This window comes from Parendozoicomonas callyspongiae (assembly GCF_023502345.1).
GTDB classification, from domain to species: domain Bacteria; phylum Pseudomonadota; class Gammaproteobacteria; order Pseudomonadales; family Endozoicomonadaceae; genus Sansalvadorimonas; species Sansalvadorimonas callyspongiae.
Map to the genome: position 1 here is coordinate 49,347 of NZ_JAMFLX010000008.1, position 20,810 is coordinate 70,156.

The 20,810-nt window shown below is 50.0% G+C and carries 16 protein-coding genes; 11 read left to right on the forward strand and 5 right to left on the reverse strand.

Annotation, left to right across the window (positions count from 1 at the left end; all coding sequences use genetic code 11):
- Positions 1–2: 2 nt before the first annotated feature.
- On the forward strand, positions 3–470 hold the full coding sequence (locus M3P05_RS07635) for an ATP-binding protein (RefSeq protein ID WP_249698903.1): 468 nt from the start codon (positions 3–5) through the stop codon (positions 468–470).
- Between the two features lie 38 nt (positions 471–508).
- On the opposite strand, the gene M3P05_RS07640 is transcribed toward M3P05_RS07635, so the two are convergent.
- Positions 509–1,570, reverse strand: a complete 1,062-nt coding sequence (locus M3P05_RS07640) for a CsiV family protein (RefSeq protein WP_249698904.1) — start codon at positions 1,568–1,570, stop codon at positions 509–511.
- A gap of 43 nt (positions 1,571–1,613) precedes the next feature.
- Positions 1,614–5,057, reverse strand: a complete 3,444-nt coding sequence (gene mfd, locus M3P05_RS07645) for a transcription-repair coupling factor (protein ID WP_249698905.1) — start codon at positions 5,055–5,057, stop codon at positions 1,614–1,616.
- A gap of 309 nt (positions 5,058–5,366) precedes the next feature.
- Here mfd and M3P05_RS07650 point away from each other — a divergent pair, with 309 nt between their 5' ends.
- A complete protein-coding gene (locus M3P05_RS07650; protein WP_332842004.1) occupies positions 5,367–6,824 on the forward strand; it encodes a glyceraldehyde-3-phosphate dehydrogenase in 1,458 nt (485 codons plus the stop codon).
- Between the two features lie 21 nt (positions 6,825–6,845).
- On the opposite strand, the gene M3P05_RS07655 is transcribed toward M3P05_RS07650, so the two are convergent.
- Positions 6,846–8,870, reverse strand: a complete 2,025-nt coding sequence (locus M3P05_RS07655; RefSeq protein ID WP_249698907.1) for a hypothetical protein — start codon at positions 8,868–8,870, stop codon at positions 6,846–6,848.
- Between the two features lie 373 nt (positions 8,871–9,243).
- Here M3P05_RS07655 and M3P05_RS07660 point away from each other — a divergent pair, with 373 nt between their 5' ends.
- Genes M3P05_RS07660 through nqrF form a run of 6 tightly spaced genes read left to right on the forward strand, consistent with a single transcriptional unit; the run spans position 9,244 to position 15,077 of the window.
- Positions 9,244–10,575: a Na(+)-translocating NADH-quinone reductase subunit A gene (locus M3P05_RS07660; RefSeq protein WP_249698908.1), complete on the forward strand. Its 1,332-nt coding sequence runs from the start codon at positions 9,244–9,246 to the stop codon at positions 10,573–10,575.
- 4 nt (positions 10,576–10,579) lie between these two features.
- Complete coding sequence (locus M3P05_RS07665; protein ID WP_249698909.1) at positions 10,580–11,773, forward strand: NADH:ubiquinone reductase (Na(+)-transporting) subunit B; 1,194 nt, start codon at positions 10,580–10,582, stop codon at positions 11,771–11,773.
- Positions 11,766–12,557: a Na(+)-translocating NADH-quinone reductase subunit C gene (locus tag M3P05_RS07670; RefSeq protein ID WP_249698910.1), complete on the forward strand. Its 792-nt coding sequence runs from the start codon at positions 11,766–11,768 to the stop codon at positions 12,555–12,557. Before M3P05_RS07665 ends, M3P05_RS07670 begins: the two co-directional genes overlap by 8 nt.
- 1 nt (position 12,558) lies before the next feature.
- The gene (locus M3P05_RS07675) at positions 12,559–13,227 is read left to right on the forward strand and encodes an NADH:ubiquinone reductase (Na(+)-transporting) subunit D (protein WP_249698911.1); all 669 of its coding nucleotides are present in this window, start codon (positions 12,559–12,561) and stop codon (positions 13,225–13,227) included.
- Position 13,228: 1 nt separating this feature from the next.
- Positions 13,229–13,828 (forward strand): NADH:ubiquinone reductase (Na(+)-transporting) subunit E, encoded by a 600-nt coding sequence (gene nqrE / locus M3P05_RS07680; protein ID WP_249698912.1) that lies wholly within the window; start codon positions 13,229–13,231, stop codon positions 13,826–13,828.
- A 13-nt stretch (positions 13,829–13,841) separates the two neighbouring features.
- Positions 13,842–15,077, forward strand: a complete 1,236-nt coding sequence (gene nqrF, locus M3P05_RS07685) for an NADH:ubiquinone reductase (Na(+)-transporting) subunit F (protein WP_249698913.1) — start codon at positions 13,842–13,844, stop codon at positions 15,075–15,077.
- Positions 15,078–15,381: 304 nt separating this feature from the next.
- Here the strand turns inward: nqrF and M3P05_RS07690 are convergent, their stop codons facing one another.
- Complete coding sequence (locus M3P05_RS07690) at positions 15,382–17,568, reverse strand: hypothetical protein (protein WP_249698914.1); 2,187 nt, start codon at positions 17,566–17,568, stop codon at positions 15,382–15,384.
- A gap of 3 nt (positions 17,569–17,571) precedes the next feature.
- Complete coding sequence (locus tag M3P05_RS07695; protein WP_249698915.1) at positions 17,572–17,760, reverse strand: hypothetical protein; 189 nt, start codon at positions 17,758–17,760, stop codon at positions 17,572–17,574.
- 19 nt (positions 17,761–17,779) lie between these two features.
- On the opposite strand from M3P05_RS07695, the gene M3P05_RS07700 reads away from it, so the two are divergent.
- The 3 genes from M3P05_RS07700 to sthA all read left to right on the forward strand — a co-directional run bounded on the left by M3P05_RS07700 (position 17,780) and on the right by sthA (position 20,711).
- Positions 17,780–18,877 carry an FAD:protein FMN transferase gene (locus M3P05_RS07700; RefSeq protein WP_249698916.1) on the forward strand — a complete coding sequence of 366 codons (1,098 nt, stop codon included), beginning with the start codon at positions 17,780–17,782 and terminating at the stop codon, positions 18,875–18,877.
- Between the two features lie 108 nt (positions 18,878–18,985).
- On the forward strand, positions 18,986–19,216 hold the full coding sequence (gene nqrM, locus M3P05_RS07705) for a (Na+)-NQR maturation NqrM (protein ID WP_249698918.1): 231 nt from the start codon (positions 18,986–18,988) through the stop codon (positions 19,214–19,216).
- Between the two features lie 100 nt (positions 19,217–19,316).
- Positions 19,317–20,711 (forward strand): Si-specific NAD(P)(+) transhydrogenase, encoded by a 1,395-nt coding sequence (gene sthA / locus M3P05_RS07710; RefSeq protein ID WP_249698919.1) that lies wholly within the window; start codon positions 19,317–19,319, stop codon positions 20,709–20,711.
- The last annotated feature ends 99 nt before the right edge of the window (positions 20,712–20,810 follow it).

The following is a 20,810-nucleotide window of genomic DNA, read 5'->3' on the forward strand; positions in this document are numbered from 1 at the left end:
CCATGTCCAGTGTGCTTCAGGGCCAAAGTGAAGACATTAAGCCTCAGTGCATCACACTGTGTATTGACAGCCAGCTTGAAGACACTGTTCTGGTGGCGATGGCAGTCCGCGGTGTCTGTGGCATGACTTCACTGACAGCAGAAGAGATAAACCGGGTGGAGTTGTGTGTTGTAGAAGTGGTTAATAATGCCATAGAGCACGCTTACCAGGGCCGCCCAAATGAAACTGTGGAAGTGGATGTTATGCTCAATCCAACCCGCTCTCTTGAGATTGTGGTTCGGGACTGCGGAACACCCATGAGCAAGCCTCTGTCGGCGGATGCTGAAATGTCAGTTCCTGATCCGACGAATCCAGAAACCTGGCTGTCTTCAGGTCGGGGAATCCCTATCGTTGAACGATTGATGGATGAAATTCGCTATGAATCCTGCGAAGACGGCAATGCTTTTCATATGATCCGCCAGCTTGGATAGGCTTGTCGCTGGCGAATCATCTTCTTACTCTCTCGCTATCAATCAGAAACCGGAGTCAGCTCTGCTTCCAGCTCAGGAAGCTTGTATGGGGTGACTTTAATAAGAATTCCGATATCCGGGTGATCGATAAAGTTCAGCTTGCTTAACTGAAGCCTCTTGCTGCTTTTAACCGGCATATTCTCCGTATAAGGAAAAATATTCACCAGTGTTTCCGGCAGGTCATCACTAGCAACTGGAGGCTGAATTGCGTAAGCCTCCTCTATACTCAAAGGAATAAGAACTGAGTCGCCAGCAAGAACTTCTTCCACCGGGCGGACCGGATTCAGGGTGTTCACCCACAGATCAGTGTCGGCGTGCAGGAAACGTTTTTGTGACAGGGATATTGTCCCTTCCACCTGATAGGTGTGACCGACTTTACGGCCGGCCTCAATTTTGATCGGTACCGGATGTCTGTCACGATCCAGCGGCATACGGAAACTGGCTTTCCAAAGAACCTTGTAATCCTTGGCACGGCGCAGGCTGCTGTTTTCTGCTTTGAGTCCGGAAAGGGAATCGGGCAGCAGAATAAATGCCTCGGTGGCAAGGTTTGGTTTTCTATCAACAAGTTCAGGCTGCTGGGCTTCCGGTTTCAGCTCTGCATCATCAGGAACCATGGAATCTTCATAGTACTCAAAAGGTGCCGAGTTCTGCTGTTCAATTACAGGGGCTGCCAAGGGTGTTGGATTTCCCAGTATTTCCTGTGGAACAGCCGTTCCGCTGGTGACTTCAACGGTTTCCTGATCAATGATTTCTCCTGCCTGGGGTGGAGGTAATTCTTCAACTCTCAGGCCGGGAGTTGGCAGAAATTCCTTTTTAACGGTCAACTGCTCGCTGGTATAGAGGTTGACTGCATTCAGTGGGAATTTATGTTCAGTCAATGCTGGTGGATGTTCTTTCGTACTGCTCTGACTTTTTTGGCTGAACAGCAGAATATCAAACTGGTACCACTCCTGAGCAGAATCCTCTTGGTTTGTTGCGGAAAGCGTCTGTGCTGATACCGCAGACGCTGAGCACGTTGCTGCAAATAGCAGTCCGCAGATAAAAGAAGCACGTAATGCCATGTTATTTCTGGGTTTCCTTATCGAATTATTAGCCAGCGCCATATTACGCCAGCCTGTCCAGTAGATTCTGGGTGATCTGGAAGCGCTCCTCAACCTTTTCTGAGCCTTTCAACAGTTTTAGTGATGATGAACCGTCCATTCTCCAGAGATGTGACTGCTGCTGAACCAAAGTAATCACTTTCATAGGGTCAATATTGGGTTTCATATTAAATTCAACCCGGCCACCCTTGGCGCCAATATCAATCCGCTCAATACCAAATGCCTCCGCCCGCAGGCGCAGCTCGGTCTGGCGGAACAACTGTTTCAGAGGTTCCGGTAACAGCCCGAAGCGATCAATCATCTCAATCTGGAGATCATTAAGAGCATCCTTATCTTTGGCCGAGGCAATGCGCTTATAGAACACCAGACGGGTATGGACGTCGGGGACATAATCATCAGGGATCAGTGCGGGAGCTCTCAGGTTGATCTCGGTTCCATGACTGAGAGGACGGTCAAGATCAGGTGTTTCGCCCTTCTTGATGGCTTCCACCGCCTGCTCCAGCATCTCCATAAACAGAGTAAAGCCAACATTCTGGATTTGTCCGGATTGCTCTTCCCCTAACAGCTCACCGGCACCACGAATCTCAAGGTCATGGGTTGCCAGGGTAAAGCCTGCTCCCAGGTCGTGGGCCTGTTCAATAGCTTCCAGTCGCTTCTGGGCATCCTTGGTTATTGAGCGGGGAGGTGGTGTCAGCAGGTAAGCATAGGCCTGATGGTGAGAACGGCCGACACGTCCACGCAGCTGATGAAGTTGCGCCAGACCAAACTTGTCCGCACGGTTAATAATGATGGTGTTAGCACTTGGAATATCGATACCGGTTTCAATGATTGTGGTGCAGACCAGTACGTTATGACGCTTGTGGTAGAAGTCCTGCATCACTCCTTCCAGCTCCCGTTCGCGCATCTGACCGTGGCCTACGGCAATACGGGCTTCCGGAATCATTTCTGCAAGGTCAGCGGCTGTTTTCTCAATGGTTTTTACTTCGTTGTGCAGATAATAGACCTGACCACCACGCATCAGCTCCCGCAGAATGGCCTCTTTGATCAGCAGCTCATCCGACTGGCGCACAAATGTTTTGACTGAGAGACGCTGTGCCGGTGGGGTGGCGATAATGGACAGATCCCGAATACCCGACATGGACATATTCAATGTCCGGGGAATGGGCGTTGCCGTCAGGGTCAGAATATCAACCTCAGAGCGCAGTGACTTGAGGCGATCTTTGTGACGGACACCAAAGCGGTGTTCTTCATCAATAATCAGCAGGCCCAGACGGGAGAAATGAATATCAGGCTGCAGCAGTTTATGGGTACCGATAATAATATCGATCTTTCCGTCTGACAGTTTCTGTTTCATTTCAGTGACTTGTTTGGCTGTTTTAAAGCGTGAAATCACTTCAATGTTAATGGCCCAATCGGCAAAGCGGTCACGGAAGCTTTCATAATGTTGTTGGGCAAGCAGGGTTGTCGGTACCAGAATGGCAACCTGTCTGCCTGCGTTCACAGCTATGAATGCCGCACGCATGGCCACTTCTGTTTTACCGAAGCCAACATCGCCACAGACCAGGCGATCCATCGGTCTGCCTGCGGTCATATCAGCGACAACTGAGTTGATAGAGGTTTCCTGGTCCGGTGTAGCTTCAAAAGGGAAGGCTGCGCTGAATGCATCGTACTGGGCATCGGGGGCAGGGAAGGCATAACCTTTCTTGGCTTCCCGGCGGGCATAAATATCCAGAAGTTCAGCGGCACTGTCACGGGCTTTTTCAGCAGCCTTGCGGCGAGCCTTGCTCCACTGTTCATTACCCAGGCGGCTCATGGGAGCCAGGGCATCATCAGCCCCTGTAAAGCGGGCAATCAGGTGCAGGGATGAAACTGGAACATAAAGCTTGGCCTCATCAGCATACTCAAGCTGCAGAAATTCCTGGGGCTGCTGATCGACTTCTATGGTCTGCAGGCCGCGATAGCGCCCAATACCATGATCCAGGTGAACAACGGGAGCCCCTTCACGCAGTTCACTCAGGTTGCGAATAATCTGGTCAGAGTGGTCGGTTGTACTCTTGCGCCGTCTGCGCTGCATCACCTGGCCGCCCAGAAGCTGACTCTCCGTGATCAGTGCGATATCAGGCTGTTCAAGCCAGAGAGGAGTGTCAAGTGGTGCAACAGTAATGGCGATAGGGCTGCTGCCAGCTAAAAAATGCTGCCAGTTATCAGCCGTTTCCGGGCGAATACCAGCCTTAGACAATAATTCCAGCAGGCTTTCGCGCCGCCCTGGCGATTCGGCCGTAAACAGAACACGGCTGTTGCCGTTCAGAAAATCAAGCAGCTTTTGCAGCGGCTGCTCCCTGCGGGGTTCTGCAGCCAGTACCGGAACCGTTCTGGCGGGAATATTCTCCCTGCCGCTTTTTGAAGCCTGGGCTTCATTGGTAAGTCGGATACGTGGATAGTCCAGCAGTTTGCTGAATAATTCATCCTCACCCAGAAAGACTCTTTCCGGTGACAATAGGGGCCGTTCCGGATTTACCCGGTGGTTTTCATAACGACTGCGGGCTTCGGTAAGAAACTGAGGAATGGCGGTCTGCAGATCCTTATCGGTCACAACCAGGGTGTTGCGGGGCAGATGTTCAAACAGGGTTTCTGTCTGTTCAAAGAAAAGATCCAGGAAATACTCAATACCCGGAGAAGCGATGCCCTTGCCAATATCGAGATACATCGGGCATTCGCGGTAGTCAACATCAAACTCTTCCCGGTAGCGCTCCCGGAACTTGTCTCTTGACTGTTTGTCCAGTGGAAATTCATGGGCGGGCAACAGCTGAACAGAGTCGATATCTTCCAGAGACCGCTGGGTGTCAGGGTCAAATGTCCGCAAGGTATCAATCTCATCATCAAAAAGATCAATACGGTAGGGGTTGTCACTTCCCATGGGGAAAATATCGAGAAGTGAACCCCTTAAGGCATATTCCCCATGGGCCAGAACGGTATCCACACAGGTATATCCGGCAGCCTCAAGATCGAGCCGGTACTGATCGCGATCCAGAATATCGCCTTTCCTGAACACCAGGCTGTTACCGCGCAACCACTGGCTGGGTGTCACCCTGTGCAAGAGTGTGGTCACCGGAACAATAAGAATCGACTGTTTAACAGATGGCAGCTGGTAGAGGGTCTTCAGTCGCCGGGAGATAATATCCCTGTGAGGGGAGAAGGTATCGTAGGGCAGGGTTTCCCAGTCGGGAAAATGCAACAGTTCTACTTCACTGTTAGCCCCGTTAAGAAAGAACCCCAGTTCCCGCTGAAGCCGATCGGCATTTTCGGTATCTGATGTGATGATCAGGGTCAGCCCCTGATGCTGGCGCGCAATATCAGCCACTGCACAGGAACCGGCAGCACCAATGGCCTGCCCCCAGTAGCGGCGATCACCCGCACGGACTGGCAGTGGAAAATCGATCAGGGTCATGAACGTCCTGTAGTCTGGCCGTTAGGAAAGACTCGAATTTTAAGTGCAGTGAAATTATTTCACCAGAGTTGCGAAACTTTTTCCGTTTGCATGCTTACTGATGTCTAAACCCTGCTCGAACATAAGTAAACAAAAGCGAACGCATTTCTGTTGTGAAATAACCGTGTTAGCTGGATAATAGCCGCGATTATAACTTTACAGCCTAAGGACGGTTGGTGAGGTCGTGACTGGGGCTGTAAAGAAAATGTGCAATGCATAAATAATTTCTACAAAAAAACAGTGTCAGGCTGTCAAAGCAGGTAAAGCTCAGTGAACCCAGAAAACACCAAGGATACTCTTTCTGAATGGATGGACCGGGAAGCCCGTGCCGAGGCGATGATTCCACTGGTGGGTCGGCTCTATCGTGAGCATCATGTCGTAACGTCGGTTTATGGACGGCCACTTATTAACCGTTCAGTGATCGATATTATCAAGGCTCACCGCTTTGTAAGACAGGTTGAGGGTACAGAACTGAGAGTCAGGGATTCTCTAAGAGTTCTGGAAACTCTGGATTCTCTCCATCTCGGCGAGTGCAGGATTGATATTGGCAAACTGGCACTGAAATTCCAGCGCCAGAACAAAATTGCCGAGCTTGAGGATTTCCTCAGGGAAGAGCTGGTGGATGTGGTTGATGGAAGAGCCAGTGAAAGACTTGAGGGACAGGATGTTGTCCTGTATGGATTTGGCCGTATCGGTCGTTTGATGGCCCGCCTGCTGATTGAGCGTGCTGGTGGCGGTGAGGGTCTTAACCTGCGGGCGATTGTAGTGCGTAAGGGTTCTGCCCAGAATGATCTGCAGAAGCGGGCCAGCCTGCTGCGCCGTGATTCAGTGCATGGGCCTTTCCGGGGCACGCTCAGTGTTGATGAAGAGAACAGCTGCCTGATTGCCAACGGAGTCCGGATTCAGGTTATCTACGCTTCATCTCCAGACAGTATTGATTACACCAACTACGGCATTAAAAATGCCATTGTTGTCGATAATACCGGTGTCTGGCGTGATGCTGAGGGTCTTGGGTTGCACCTCAAGAGCCCGGGTGTATCTCGCGTTCTTTTGACAGCACCTGGCAAGGGCGAGATCAAGAATATTGTTTACGGTGTAAACGATCATGCGCTGAGTACTGATGATCGTATTCTCTCGGCTGCATCCTGCACCACCAATGCCATTACCCCGGTTCTGAAGGCAGTGATGGATAAATACGGTGTGGAGAATGGTCATGTGGAAACTGTTCATGCCTATACCAATGACCAGAACCTGATTGATAACTACCACAAAGGTAACCGTCGTGGACGCAGTGCTGCACTGAATATGGTTCTGACGGAAACCGGTGCCGCCAAAGCTGTGTCCAAGGCACTGCCTGAGCTGGAAGGGAAACTGACCGGTAATGCCATCAGGGTTCCTACTCCCAATGTATCAATGGCCATCCTGAATCTGAATCTTGAAAAAGAGACAGATGCGGACAGCCTCAATAATTACCTGCGCTGGTGTTCACTGTATTCAGACCTGCAGAAGCAGATCGATTTTGTGAATTCACGGGAAGTGGTATCCAGTGATTTTGTCGGCTCAAGGTATGCAGGTATTGTGGATGCCGAAGCCACTATCGTGGATGGTAAACGCGCAGTGCTTTATGTCTGGTATGACAATGAGTTTGGTTATAGCTGCCAGGTAAATCGTATCCTGCATAGCATGGCCGGTATCAGTGCTCGCAGCTATCCGCGCAGTACCGACTAAAACGTCAGGTTTGTTAAATTGTTAATCAGTCTCGGGGGGAGTATTAAACTCGTCCCAGGCTGACATCTCCTCACGACTGTCTTCAGATTGAGTATCTGAACCGGGTTCATTTTCTGGATCGATTCGCAGATCTTCCGTTAGATCCTTGCGGTCATATCCCATAAGGTAGCTGTACCAGCTGCTCATTTTTTTGCCTAAACCGGGTTCATTCCCCTGAATGCGTGCAGAATCGCTGCTCCAGGTGTTGTCACTGACAATATGGCGCTCGCCGTGGTAGCGGTTGAGAGTTGCCCAGGCATAGTAATCAGTCATCCAGTTCAGGAAACCACTGCGCTCCCAGTCAGGACGTACAACGCCTTTAATCATTAGCAGGTAGCTGGTCCAGTCAGCAGTTTCCGTTAACAGGTAATTCAGCCCCTCTCGGGCTTTTTCCCGGCTGGGAATATTTTTCCAGTAAACGGAAAGAGTCGCAGCCATGGCTATGGCTGATCCGGCAAATCCCATAATGTAGGGCTGGCTGCCATCATAGAGGTGCCCGGGTTCCAGGAACTTATCCCGTCCCATAAAGAGAAGCTGGTTCATGGCCAGGATAAAGCCCGTCACCAGTGATGAGCCCCAATCGTGGGTCATACATATGGAGAGCAGGGTGGGGATCATGTAGTTGGCATCAAGCGGGTGCTCATACCATTTTCTGTTGGACTCAACCTCATTAGGAATGTTGTGGTGATTTAGCACGGTTGCGGCAACAGCTGCAAAGACCAGCCCCCTGCGATGCTTCAGGCTCTGAAGGGTCATAAAACCATCAATGGCAACCTGCCAGAAATCCCCTGTTTTCCAGTTGCGATAGGCACTGGCGAGCATGCCAGCCGGGTAACTCTGGAATGTTGTGAACTTGGTGAGAAAGCCTGCAGAAGCCTGGGCAAAAAGCCCCAGCATTACCGCGTAACTGCTGGCAGCATAAGCCTTGACTCGAAAATCTGAACCATCTCTTCCCTGGCCATCAATTTCACGAGCCTGCTTGATATTGTCATAAAACAGCTTGATCGCGACAGGGATAACCAGTGCCAGGTTGGTGAAGGGTTTGGCATAGGGTATCTGGCTGATCAGCTGTTCACTCATGGCAACAACATGAGGCATGATCAGACCGGATTCATTGATTGGAGTCTCTTTACTGGCGTGCTGAACGAGAGCCTGATAAATGTAATTGCGGTAATAGTAGAGAGAGATAGCGATATGGGTCAGCTGGGCAAAGCTTTCGGGGGATATCTCCCTGCTGCGCATCTCTTCAGCCATCAGTTCGGCCGTTGATTTAGGAGGTCCGCTGATCTGTTCCAGAAGAAATTCCTGCAGCAAATCTCTCTGCAGAGGATTTAGCTCGTGATTAAGAAAGCGATGCAGGGCCTCATGCATATTCTGGCGTTCATATTCGCGCTGATCGCCCAAAAGCGGATTGGAGTTATGTTCGCCGGTAAGACGCTCGTCATACTGAGGGTTGTAATCAAGTTCGGGTCCGTTCGGTCCATCAACTACCCGATAACCCATCCGGTCAAATGGCCTTTCCCCAGCCTGTGCGATTGGCGCAGGTTGTGATGGATCTGTTGAGGGAGAGGAGACATTGAGTTCCTGAGGGGTTTCACCTAATTCCATACCACCGTGGTAGTTCTCCAGTGGGTCATCCTGTGGGGAGATGGTGGAAGGGTCAAACGGCGGGTTCTCAGAAACCGGGTCTGGAGTTGGCTGCGTGGCTTGTCCTGAAGGGGAAATGTCATTTGGTACTTGAGGAGTTCCACCTAACTCTATATCACCATGGTAGTTTTCCAGAAAGTCAATGGTAGGAGATGGTAGCGCTAAAGAGGTATTCGGCTCCCCATCCGTTTTTGCACTGGTAACATAATTCTGATTGAGAGGTTCTCTGAAAAATGCTTCTGGATCGTCCTCCTTCAGGTTCGAAAGATAGTATTCAGGGGGTGCGTCATCGTCCCCGAAAGCCGGTGCCTGGTCTGCTTTTGTGTAGATTGTTACCAGGCAAAAAGTGGCGATTATCACCACAAATCCCTTCAGAATCCTGTCTGTATTCGGCATGTCTTTTTTTGTGTTATACCCGCTGAGAACGAAAAGATAGTACTCTAAACCCTTAATTCCGTATGGAATATTAAAGGCGTGATCATTATAATCCTGCGCAGGATATTCATGGGGCACGTACTCTTTGTTGGTTTGTAATGTTGACTGCGTGCCTTGGGACCCATTTGAGCCGGTTGCAGACTGAACACTAATGAGACGGGGTGAGTCTCATGTACTGCAAACGCTCCCTTTCTAGCTGGAATACAGGGCGATTTGAAAAGTAGAACAAGTGTTCAGAATTTGCCAGTAGCTGCCAATTCTCAAAAAACTCCTGCATGTATCAGGTTGGGCAAGACTTATGATCAAAATTAAAAAGGGTCTGAATCTGCCGATCACTGGATCGCCGCAGCAGGGTATCGCTGATGGCCCGGACATTCGTTCCGTGGCTGTTGTCGGTCCCGACTATATAGGCATGAAGCCTACTATGGCTGTCGCGGTTGGTGATCGTGTGAGATTGGGTGACCTTCTATTCACCGATAAGAAAACAGAGGGGGTGCGTTACACTGCACAGGCCTCTGGTATTGTTTCCGCCATCCACCGTGGCGAAAAAAGGGTTCTTCAATCCGTTGTTATTGATGTTGACGGCGATGATGCAGTCGACTTCGGTGCTCACACTGTTGACTCTCTCTCAAGTCTTGGCCGTGACAAAATTGCTGAAGTCATGGTCGAATCCGGTCTGTGGACTGCGCTGCGTACCCGTCCTTTCAGTCGGGTACCTGCACCGGGAACCTCTCCCTGTTCCATTTTTGTAACTGCGATGGATACCAATCCTCTGGCTGCCAATCCAGAAGTTGTGATCGGCGAGCAGAGTGAAGCTTTCGAACAGGGCCTTGTGCTGCTCAAGCAGCTGACCGATGGCGCTGTTTATCTGTGTAAGGCTCCAGGTGCTCAGATGCCTGCCGGTCCTGCTGAAGTGGAAGAGTTTGACGGTCCGCACCCTGCGGGTCTGGCCGGTACTCATATTCACTTTATCGATCCTGTCAGCACGGAAAGAGTTGTCTGGACTGTTGGTTACCAGGACGTTATCGCTATCGGCAAGCTGTTTACCACCGGTAAGCTGTGGACCGAACGCGTTGTTTCAGTGGCCGGTCCTCAGGTGGAGAGGCCAGCTCTGGTTCGTACCCGTCTGGGTGCCAGCATTGAAGAGCTGACTGCGGGTAATCTGAAGGCAGGTGAAAACAGACTGGTTGCCGGTTCTGTTTTTGGTGGACGAACTGCACGTGGATCTTTCGCGTTCCTGGGCCGCTACCACAACCAGGTCAGTGTTCTGCTGGAAGGTCGTGAGCGTCCCATGCTGCACTACCTGACTCCCGGTACTGACCGTCATTCTGTGATGCCGACGTACGTCTCTCATCTGATGAACAAGCTGTTCTCATTCACCACCTCTACCAATGGCAGTGAGCGTGCTATGGTGCCGGTTGGCTCTTATGAGAAGGTAATGCCTCTGGATATTCTGCCAACTCAGCTGCTGCGCAGTCTGATTTATGGCGATATCGTGGAAGCGGCCACCCTGGGTGCGCTGGAACTGGATGAAGAAGATCTTGCCCTGTGCAGCTATGTCTGCCCCGGCAAGTACGAGTATGGTCCTATCCTGCGCGATAACCTGACCCGTATCATCAAAGAGGGATAACAGAGTGCTGAGAAAGATATTAGACAGCCTGACTCCTCATTTTGAGAAGGGCGGCAAGTACGAAAAACTGTTTCCGCTGTTCGAGGCGATGGACACTCTGTTCTATCAGCCCAACAGCGTAACTCACACCACTTCCCATGTGCGTGACGGTATTGACCTGAAGCGTATCATGATCGTGGTCTGGGCCTGTGCCTTCCCGGCCATGTTCTTCGGTATGTGGAACGTTGGTTTCCAGGCGAATACCGCGATTGCTGGTGGCCTGTCTGCTCCGACCGACTGGCACAGCTGGTTCTTTATTGGGCATGATCCTTCCAGCCTGCTGGATAACATGATCTATGGTGCAGCCTACTTCCTGCCGGTTTATGCCGTGACCTTTGCGGCCGGTGTATTCTGGGAAGTCCTGTTCTGTATTGTCCGCAAGCATGAAGTGAATGAAGGTTTCTTCGTAACCTCCATCCTGTATGCCCTGATCGTGCCACCCACTATTCCTCTGTGGCAGGTAGCTCTGGGTATCAGCTTCGGTGTTGTGATCGGTAAGGAAGTGTTCGGTGGTACCGGCAAGAACTTCCTGAACCCGGCTCTGACTGGCCGTGCCTTCCTGTTCTTCGCATATCCTGCGCAGATTTCCGGTGACATGGTATGGACTGCAGTCGACGGCTTCAGTGGTGCAACCGCTCTGAGTATCGCTTCCAGCGGTGGTGTGGACGCTCTGCTGCAAAATGGTATTACCTGGTTTGATGCCTTCTTTGGCAGCATTCAGGGTTCCATGGGTGAAACCTCCACTCTGGCCATTCTGCTGGGTGGCGCGGTGATGCTGGTTATGGGCGTTGCTTCCTGGCGTATTGTTGCCGGTACTCTGTTGGGTATGGTGGCAACGACGCTGCTGTTCAATGCTATCGGATCCGATACCAACCCGATGTTTGCCCTGCCTTGGTACTGGCACTTCGTTCTGGGTGGTTTCGCCTTTGGTCTGATCTTTATGGTGACTGATCCTGTATCAGCTTCCATGACTCATCTAGGTCGCTGGTACTACGGTGCCCTGATTGGTGTGATGGCAACCCTGATCCGGGTCATCAACCCTGCATATCCAGAAGGCATGATGCTGGCCATTCTGTTCGGTAACCTGTTTGCGCCGCTGATTGACTACTTCGTCGTTCAGGCCAACATCAAGCGTCGGGAGGCCCGTATCAATGGCTAGTAACGACACCATTAAAAAGACCCTGATGGTCACGGTTGGCCTGTCTCTGGTCTGCTCTGTACTGGTATCCAGTGCGGCGGTTTTCCTGAAGCCGACCCAGGATGAGAACAAGGTTCTGGATGTTCAAAAGAACATTCTTGCCATCTCCGGTCTGGTAAAAGATCCCAAGGCTCTGAGCCGCAGCGAGATCACTGCCAAGTTCAAGGAAGTGACTCCTCGCCTGGTGAATGTGGAAACCGGCAGGTTTGACACGTCCGGTACTGATCCGGTGACCTACAACCAGCGTAATGCCGCCAAGGATCCAGCCACTTCCGTGAAGCTGCCTTCCAGTGAAGACCAGGCACTGATCAAGCGTCAGGCCAAACTGGCCAAGGTTTACGAAGTGCGCAAGGGTGACCAGCTGGAAACCCTGATCCTGCCTATTCACGGTTATGGTCTTTGGTCCACTCTTTACGGCTACATGGCTCTGGATGCTGATCTGAAAACCGTGGTTGGTTTCGGTTTCTATGAGCATGCTGAAACCCCAGGCCTCGGTGGTGAAGTTGATAACGCGAAGTGGAAAGCCAGCTGGAAAGGTAAAGAAATTTACGACGCCAATGGCAAGCTTGATATCAACGTGATTAAAGGCAGTGTTAACCTGAGTTCACCACGTGCCATCCATGAAATCGATGGTCTGTCCGGTGCAACCCTGACCGCCCGCGGCGTTGATAACCTGGTTAAGTTCTGGCTGAGTAACAACGGCTTCGGTCCCTTCCTGGCCAACCTGAAGAAGGGGGATGCGTAACATGAGTGTGATAAACACCAAAGAAGTTCTGCTCACGCCGATCTTCAACAACAACCCCATCGCCCTGCAGATACTGGGTATCTGTTCCGCGCTGGCGGTAACCACGGGTATGCAGACCTCGCTGGTGATGACCCTGGCGGTTATCTTCGTAACAGCGTTTGCCAACCTGTTTGTCTCCGTTATCCGTAACCATATTCCAGGCAGCATACGGATCATCGTACAGATGACCATTATCGCTTCCCTGGTAATCCTGGTTGACCAGTTCCTGAAGGCTTATGCCTTTGATACCAGTAAGCAGCTGTCGGTATTCGTTGGTCTGATTATCACCAACTGTATCGTAATGGGGCGTGCGGAAGCCTTCGCTATGAAGAATCCTCCCATGGCTTCTTTCATTGACGGTATCGGTAATGGTCTGGGCTATGGTCTGATCCTGCTGGTTGTAGCTTTCTTCCGTGAGCTGCTGGGTGCAGGCAAGCTGTTCGGTGTTGTGATTCTGCCTACTGTGAACAACGGTGGCTGGTACAACCCTAACGGCTTGATGCTGCTGGCTCCAAGTGCATTCTTCCTGATCGGCCTGTTCATCTGGGCCTTGCGTACCTGGAAGTCTGACCAGGTGGAAACTGAAGAGCACAAGATGGCACCTCACACCATCGCGTCGGAGGCTCACTAATATGTTTGAACAGTATCTGAGCCTGTTTGTGAAGGCTGTGTTTGTCGAGAATATGGCCCTGGCCTTCTTCCTCGGCATGTGTACCTTCCTGGCTGTATCCAAAAAAGTACAGACTGCGATTGGTCTGGGTGTGGCGGTTATTTTCGTACTGCTGCTGACCGTGCCTCTGAACCAGCTGATCTATCAGCATGTTCTGAAAGAGGGCGCACTGGTTGAAGGCGTTGACCTGACCTTCCTGGGTTACATCACCTACATCGGTGTTATCGCTGCGTCCGTACAGATTCTGGAAATGATTCTGGATAAATATGTACCGGCACTTTACAACGCCCTCGGCGTGTTTCTGCCACTGATCACCGTAAACTGCGCCATTCTGGGTGCCTCCCTGTTTATGGTGGAGCGTGACTACAGCTTCGGCGAAGGTGTGGTTTATGGCATTGGTGCAGGTGTTGGCTGGATGCTGGCCATTGTGGCTCTGGCCGGTATTCGTGAAAAGCTCAAGTACAGCGATGTGCCCCCAGGGCTGCGTGGGCTGGGCATTACCTTTATCACCGTTGGACTGATGTCTCTTGGCTTCATGTCCTTCTCCGGTGTCCAGCTGTAAAGGAGCGTGAGTTATGGGAAGTGAACAGATCATAATGCTCGGGGTGGCCCTGTTTACGGTCATCGTCCTGGCATTGGTTATGGTGATCCTGGCGGCCCGCTCCAAGCTGGTCAGCAGTGGTGATGTCACCATTTCTATTAATGACGATCCTGAAAAGGCCATTACTGTCCCTGCGGGCAGTAAGCTGCTGCAGACCCTGTCTGAAAAAGGTGTTTTCCTGCCGTCTGCCTGTGGTGGTGGCGGTACCTGTGCCCAGTGTTCCTGTAAGGTTCTGGAAGGTGGTGGTACTGCACTGCCTACCGAAGAGCCTCACTTCACTCGTGGGGAACTGCGTGAAGGCTGGCGTCTGTCCTGCCAGGTTGCAGTGAAAGAAGACATGAAGATCGAGGTAGAAGAAGAGCTGTTCGGCGTTAAGAAGTGGGAATGCGAAGTTGTTTCCAATGAAAACGTTGCCACCTTTATCAAGGAACTGGTTCTGAAGCTGCCTGAAGGCGAAGACGTTAACTTCCGTGCCGGTGGTTATGTCCAGCTGGAAACACCTGTCCATACCGTACACTACAAGGACTTCCACATTGAAGATGAGTACCGTGGTGACTGGGACAAGTTCAACATGTGGAAATACACCTCTGTTGTGAATGAACAGGTTATCCGTGCTTACTCCATGGCGAACTACCCGGAAGAGAAGGGACTGCTGAAATTCAATATCCGGATCGCTTCACCGCCTCCCGGACAGGATGACGTGCCTCCTGGCCAGATGTCTTCCTACGTCTTCAGCCTGAAGGCAGGTGACAAGCTGACCGTATACGGACCATTCGGTGAGTTCTTCGCCAAGGAAACCGACAACGAGATGGTTTTCGTCGGTGGTGGTGCAGGTATGGCACCAATGCGTTCCCATATCTTCGATCAGCTGAAGCGCCTGAGTTCCAAGCGCAAGATCTCCTTCTGGTACGGTGCACGCTCCCTGCGTGAAGCCTTCTACGTGGAAGAGTTCGACAAGCTGGCAGAAGACAATCCTAACTTCACCTGGCATCTGGCTCTGTCCGATCCCCAGCCTGAAGATAACTGGGAAGGCAAGACTGGCTTTATCCATAACGTCCTTCTGGATAACTACCTGAAAGATCACGCTGCTCCTGAAGACTGTGAGTTCTACATGTGTGGACCGCCCATGATGAACGCCGCTGTTATCAAGATGCTGGAAGATCTGGGTGTAGAACCTGAGAATATCCTGCTGGATGACTTTGGTGGTTAATACCTTGGTCTGAGTCCGGATTAAAAGGGTCGGCATTTGCTGGCCCTTTTTTGTGATGTGCGGCTGAACTTGTTCTCGATTGATTATTCATATCGCAGCAGGATGCCTGGGAAGTGATACCTTTCCTGAAGAAATGGTGGCTTGAACATATTCTGGAAGATGATAAGAAATTCATCGAAATGTACCGGGATAAGACTACTACATCTGACGACTGGCGCGGCCGATAAGTCATCATTACTAGGCTTGAATTCCGGATTAATTGTAGAGAGAGCAACTAAGCCGGAATTGCCATTCCTACCACATCTTATTCTGTATTAACCTGACCCAGACCCATAGCCTCATCTTTCAGCCCAAGTTGTTCCAGTATTTCATGAAGCATCCCACCATTACCAGCCTCATGCTCATGCGTTAGAATTTGCTCTTCATCCATGGATTCTTCTGTTGGCTCTGGCTCAGTACCATCATAATCAGGGTGTGTTTTAACCTCATCAATCTGAGAAGAATACCTCTTCAGTTGAAAGTTTGCTGGAGTAGTATAAAGAGCTGCTTCTGATAGAATACGTTTACCCATACCTGAAGGCTTTGGAGATGATCTTTGAATACGTGAAAAATTATTTCCATAGTACCCCACAACCTGATTTTGGTATTTACCTTTTATCCCGGCAGAAGTACAACGCTCTCGTAAGGATTCTTTGGCGTCAGATATATTTGGCTGGGTCTTATGGAACTCAAGAAGTACTGAGAACAAGTTATCATGCTCTGCGCGGAACTCTTTCAGCAGTTTTGTCCTTGTACCCTTTTCCAGCTCTGACGAGATACTCTTCCTTCGTTTTTTTTTCAAAATAGACAGACTTTCTGGAGCGCCCCTTGGAAAATTTGAGGTTGTCAGAGGCTTAACTTCTTCTAAGTCATGGGCATTTACCGTCATAGCTCCCTCGGATAATGTTCGAGAATGAGCTGAGCTTGGCAATATGGTAACTTGGTCAGTCAGTTCTTGAATTTTGTTTTCTGCGAGATTAGTTATAGCCCAACCAAAACCAGGTATAAGTTCAACAGTGAGAGGGGTGTGATTATCATAATAACTATCAAGAAATTTCACAGTTCCCGTGCCAATTCTTTGCATATGAAGAGGGAGCGGCTCCGATCCCCCAAGGCGGGGTAACTGTAAACCTGTTACTCCGATTTGTTCAAAACCTGCAAAATCTTCATAGCTTTCAGAGTCCTCTCCTGCAGATTCCAGTGCTAGAATTTCTTCGTACTCTAATGGTCTGGCAAATAATAATTCTGCCTGGGTCTTGTCTTGCAACCAGCGATAAAATACGTTCGTTTCCATAGTTGACAAAGCTTTGTCAAACTCTGGCTTATACAATTTTTCAAAATCAGTTGCGGAATATGAGTAATCATCATCAAGAACTTTACCAGCGGAAACTCCTGATCCATTAATCTTAACCTCTATGGAGGTATATAAAATCTCGGCTGGTTTTATGACTTGTTCACGGCTTACCGCAAACCTGAGGCGTAAACTGGCTTCAGCGGGAATGGGATTATCAGAGGAACGGTGTTTACTCTTCTGTTTAATTTGATAGAAGTTTCTTGTTGATACGACTTCAATCAATTCTCTCTCTCCTTCAAGGCACCGTACCTCCATCGTTCCTTGACGGATCATCCCATTTTCAGGCAGGGCTAGACGTAGGCCATATTCAGGTAAGAGATCCTCATTGCATGTAGCAATTGCTCGTTCCATATTTCTGGTATTGAGTAATGTACGAATAAGTCTGCGTTCATTTTTATGTAGTCCTACATCCTGCAGCACTAGCATGGATCTTTGGGCTATAGCCAGCCGTTCTTTATTTTCTAACGTACTCTCGACAGAACTACCAAAGGAACTGCTACCGTTACGACTTACACGGGATTGATACACATGCCGATAATCCTGGCTGGAAAACACAGTGGCCAATGGTAGCTGGTTACCTATCTGTGCTTTGATTCGAAAATCAAGATCGTGTGCGTTTCGACATAGGTCGTAGTCGTCTATGAGAACCCATCCGGCCAGCTTCTTCTGGTCATTTGATACTATAGAGTCCCAAAGGCTTTCATCCCTGCAAGCAACTTCGCGTGGCTCTAGGTTAAAGACGACGTTTCCTATAGATGTGCCAGAAAATCTACAGCGCTCACAATCAAGTTGCTTATCATTTACGCTTACAGAAGCGGAGAAGGGTATGACTTTCTCCTCTTCTTCCAAAGTAATGAATGAAGGGAGATCTGGAAGCTGAGGGTAATTGAATACTGCCGGTTCATGGATATCATCTCTATCAATTTGATAAGCAAACTTTTTTAATAAAGGCTCTTCCCCTAACAGGGTGGGCAGTTTAACCTGGTTGAAGAGGGGCTTTGTTATTGCATCTGCGACCCGATGGTTGCCAGCAGTTATTTCGATTGCCAGGGAAAAGACCTTGAACTGGTATTTCGTCTTTTTTTGCCTCATATCCACCTGTCAGTCTCCATCCTCCAGCCAGTGCAGAGGCCGCAAACTCTTCTGGTCAGAGCTTTCTGCCAGTCCCTCGCTGGCAAACTGATCGAGATAAATGATCAGTTCAAAGGAGGTATTTACGGATAAGCTGACCTGATCTCCTTTCCATATGACTGGTTCAGTCGGTAAAATACCAAGGATTTTCCCGCTCATCAGTCATGGGTAGTTAGTTTTGTCAAAACGTAGTCTTTTCGCAGTTGCCGCCGTCCTCTGCGTGGTAGCTGTTGTTCGCTTCTCCGGAGTTCTCAAATCTCCTTATATAGCTGAAGCTGGTGGCCCGACCATGGGAACCAGCTGGTCGGCAAAGTATGTCGCTGTCGATACACCTGAACCTGAAGTTCAGGATGCCATAGCCGAAGCGCTTGAGGCAGTTAATGTCCGCATGTCCACCTATAGGAAAGATTCAGAGCTGATGGAGTTGAACCGTGCTCCTGTTGGCCAGCCTTATAGCGTCAGTGAACAGCTGTTCCGTCTGGTTGAGCAAGGACAGACCATCTCAGAGCTATCAGATGGTGCTTACGACATCACAGTTGGTGCCCTGGTGAACCTCTGGGGTTTTGGCAGAGGTAAGGGGGCCACGGAAAATCTGCCGGAAAATCTGGATGCAGCTTCTGAGCAGGCATTTAGCAAGTGGCTGGAAAAAGGCAGGGTTTCCCAGATTCCAACAGCAACCGATATTGATCAGGCTAAACAGAAAGTTGGTTATAGATCGCTGATTCTTGATCGTAAAAACCGTACAATCACTAAGGAAAAACCGGTTTTTATTGATTTGTCTTCCATCGCCAAGGGGTACGGTGTTGATGAAGCGGCCCTTGCCATTGAAGCGCTGGGAATTGATAGCTATATGCTCGAGGTCGGCGGAGAGATTCGTCTGCGTGGTGTTAAGCCTGACGGCGAGTCCTGGAAGATTGCAGTCCGTGAGCCGGTTCTGGAAAGCAAGGTTAATACCATCGTTTCCATGGACAATAAGGGTATTGCGACCTCTGGTGATTATCTCCAGTACATTGAAGTTGATGGTGTTCACTATTCCCATCTGATTGATGCGCGCACAGGTTATCCGGAGAAGCATCGATTGGCGTCTGTGGCCGTTATTAATGACGATACCGGGCTGGCTGATGCCTGGGCTACAGCCTTTATGATTCTTGGTGAGAAAGCAGGTCCCAGGGTGGCTGATAAAGCCGGGGTAGATGCCCTGTTTATCTATCATACAGATAAGGGCTTCCAATCTATGGGAACCGGTAAGTTTAGTTCGTATATTGTTGGGAAATAACAGTACTACGGTCCCTGAATGTTGTTTCTATCTATAAGCCTGTAGCAAATCAAGTACAGTCCCAGGGGCGGAAACATTTCGGTGTTGCATGTTACACAGGATTTGGTGATGACTGTCACATTATTAACGTTTGGTATACTTCTGTTGATTATCGCCGGCATGGCTGTTGGAGTGATTTTTTCCAACAAGCCCATAGCTGGTTCCTGTGGAGGCCTGGGTAACCTGGGGCTGAAAGAGAGCTGCCCTATCTGTGGTGGTGACAGCGATGATCAAAAACCTCCGGCAAATATCGAAGGTCTGTTCTACGACGCTGCTAAGGATGAGGCGGCAGAGAACTAGTAAATCAGTTAATCGGGCAGGCCCAAAAAGGGCCTGTTTTTTTATAGCAATAATAATTTTTCATATTTTTAATTTGAACGTGGCATGACAGGGAGTGCCAATGGCGGTAACAAATTACGATCTGATTATCCTGGGATCAGGGCCTGCGGGCGAAGGGGCGGCAATGAGCGCCGTCAAACTGGGAAAGCGGGTAGCAGTAGTTGAAGAGAAGAGCGTAGTTGGAGGTAACTGTACCCACTTGGGCACGATTCCTTCCAAGGCCCTGCGTCACTCGGTCAAGGAAATTCACACCTTTAACAACAATCCGATGTTTCGGGAGATCGGTGAACCACGCTGGTTCAGCTTTCCCAACGTGCTGAAAAGAGCATACGATGTCATCGGGCAGCAGGTAGCATCCCGGGCACATTACTATTCCCGTAATCGGATTGCGCTCTATGTTGGACGGGGCAGCTTTGTTGATGAAAACACCATTGAGGTGGTGGAGAAGAATGGCAATGTTGAGCGTATTGCCGCCCGCAATATCATGATTGCAACTGGTTCCCGCCCTTATCGTCCTGCCGATGTTGATTTCTTGCATCCCCGTATTTACGACAGTGATACGATTCTGCGTCTCAACCATACCCCTCGCCGGATCATTATCTATGGAGCCGGTGTTATCGGTTCCGAGTATGCCTCGATCTTTTCCAGTCTTGGTGTACTTGTTGATCTGGTGGATACCCGTGACCGACTGCTCTCCTTCCTTGATAAGGAGATCTCCGATGCTCTCAGTTTCCATATGCGCAATCAGAACGTGATTATTCGTCATAACGAGGAATATCAGAAGATTGAAGGGCATGATGACGGTGTCACCATGCACCTCAAGTCTGGCAAGGTACTGAAGGGCAGCGCGCTGTTGTGGGCCAATGGCCGTACCGGTAACACCTCTGGCCTGGGACTTGAAAACCTTGGCCTGGCTGCCAACAGCCGTGGCCAGCTGGAGGTCAATGAGTTTTACCAGACCGCAGTTGACAATATCTATGCTGCGGGTGATGTGATTGGGTGGCCGAGCCTGGCCAGTGCATCGTATGATCAGGGACGTTTTGCTGCAGCCAATATCAGTGGTGAGAAGACTGCACGCAGTCTCAGCTCTGTACCTGCCGGTATTTACACCATCCCGGAAATCAGCTCTCTCGGGAAAACAGAGGAGGAGCTTACCGCTGCCGCAATTCCTTACGAAGTTGGCAAGGCCTTCTTCTCTCGTTTGGCCCGTGCCCAGATTACCGGGGAAACTGCAGGGATGCTGAAGATCCTGTTCCACCGGGAAACCCTTGAAATTCTTGGTATCCATTGCTTTGGTGACCAGTCTTCGGAAATCATCCATATCGGACAGTCCGTTATGGAGCGGGAAGGTGAGAGAAATTCCCTGCACTACTTCCTGAATACTACGTTCAATTACCCGACCATGGCGGAGGCTTATCGTGTTGCTGCGCTGGATGGTTTTAACCGTCTCGCCTAAAGTTTTCCTGTCTTAAACATACCAAGCGGTTGTCTCTTATCTGGAGCAGCCGCTTTTTTATACCTGCTTCCACTAAATAAATATGCTGTAACAGTCTAA

Bases quoted from the DNA above. Each gene is read 5' to 3' on its own strand.
- M3P05_RS07635 (WP_249698903.1), top strand. From the start codon at position 3: ATGTCCAGTGTGCTTCAGGGCCAAAGTGAAGACATTAAGCCTCAGTGC.
- M3P05_RS07640 (WP_249698904.1), bottom strand. From the start codon at position 1,570: ATGGCATTACGTGCTTCTTTTATCTGCGGACTGCTATTTGCAGCAACG.
- mfd (WP_249698905.1), bottom strand. From the start codon at position 5,057: ATGACCCTGATCGATTTTCCACTGCCAGTCCGTGCGGGTGATCGCCGC.
- M3P05_RS07660 (WP_249698908.1), top strand. From the start codon at position 9,244: ATGATCAAAATTAAAAAGGGTCTGAATCTGCCGATCACTGGATCGCCG.
- M3P05_RS07670 (WP_249698910.1), top strand. From the start codon at position 11,766: ATGGCTAGTAACGACACCATTAAAAAGACCCTGATGGTCACGGTTGGC.
- M3P05_RS07675 (WP_249698911.1), top strand. From the start codon at position 12,559: ATGAGTGTGATAAACACCAAAGAAGTTCTGCTCACGCCGATCTTCAAC.
- nqrE (WP_249698912.1), top strand. From the start codon at position 13,229: ATGTTTGAACAGTATCTGAGCCTGTTTGTGAAGGCTGTGTTTGTCGAG.
- nqrF (WP_249698913.1), top strand. From the start codon at position 13,842: ATGGGAAGTGAACAGATCATAATGCTCGGGGTGGCCCTGTTTACGGTC.
- M3P05_RS07695 (WP_249698915.1), bottom strand. From the start codon at position 17,760: ATGAGCGGGAAAATCCTTGGTATTTTACCGACTGAACCAGTCATATGG.
- nqrM (WP_249698918.1), top strand. From the start codon at position 18,986: ATGACTGTCACATTATTAACGTTTGGTATACTTCTGTTGATTATCGCC.
- sthA (WP_249698919.1), top strand. From the start codon at position 19,317: ATGGCGGTAACAAATTACGATCTGATTATCCTGGGATCAGGGCCTGCG.